The following is a 493-nucleotide window of genomic DNA, read 5'->3' as shown; positions in this document are numbered from 1 at the left end:
TGCAGGAAGAGTTTCAAACAGATCTCGTGCATTTTAACGCATTTGGAAAAAGATAACGTCTTACGCACGAAGCGTGCTAAATGCTGTCGCAAGGTATTATTCCAGCGCTCAACATGGGCCGTCTCTCCAGTTTCTTTGCCGACAGGGTTATGTTGCTCATTCGGAATAACGGCTTGATAAGCTTTCCAATAGTCGGTGAAAACAATCGCTTTTTTATAAGCGAATGGTATGCGATTCCAGAGTATTTGGCATGTCTTTTCACTGCGATCACCACAAGCATAAGCAACAACTTCTCGGGTCTCTCTGCTCAATGCGATCCATGTCCAAATTTTGTTATCTTTTTCAAAGAGATAAGACCATAATTCATCCATTTCCAACACCGGTGTTTGTTCCGGACCAAGAGGTGTCAGCGTCGCTTCAAGAGGAGGAAGCACCGCCGCTTTTTCTTTTAACCAAGCACTCAATGTTTGACGACAAACCCTATGCGTACGTT

At 44.0% G+C, this 493-nt stretch carries 1 protein-coding gene; it reads right to left on the bottom strand.

All coding sequences use genetic code 11. The features are described from left to right. The coding region (locus tag E1958_RS19820; RefSeq protein WP_243725319.1) for an IS1 family transposase at positions 1–464 on the bottom strand (464 nt) is incomplete at its 3' end. Positions 465–493 lie beyond the last annotated feature (29 nt).

Source organism: Candidatus Thiosymbion oneisti, assembly GCF_004359955.1.
GTDB lineage: Bacteria > Pseudomonadota > Gammaproteobacteria > Chromatiales > Chromatiaceae > Thiosymbion > Thiosymbion oneisti.
Note: the sequence above shows the minus strand (reverse complement) of the source record. Positions and strands in the feature narration are given on the sequence as shown.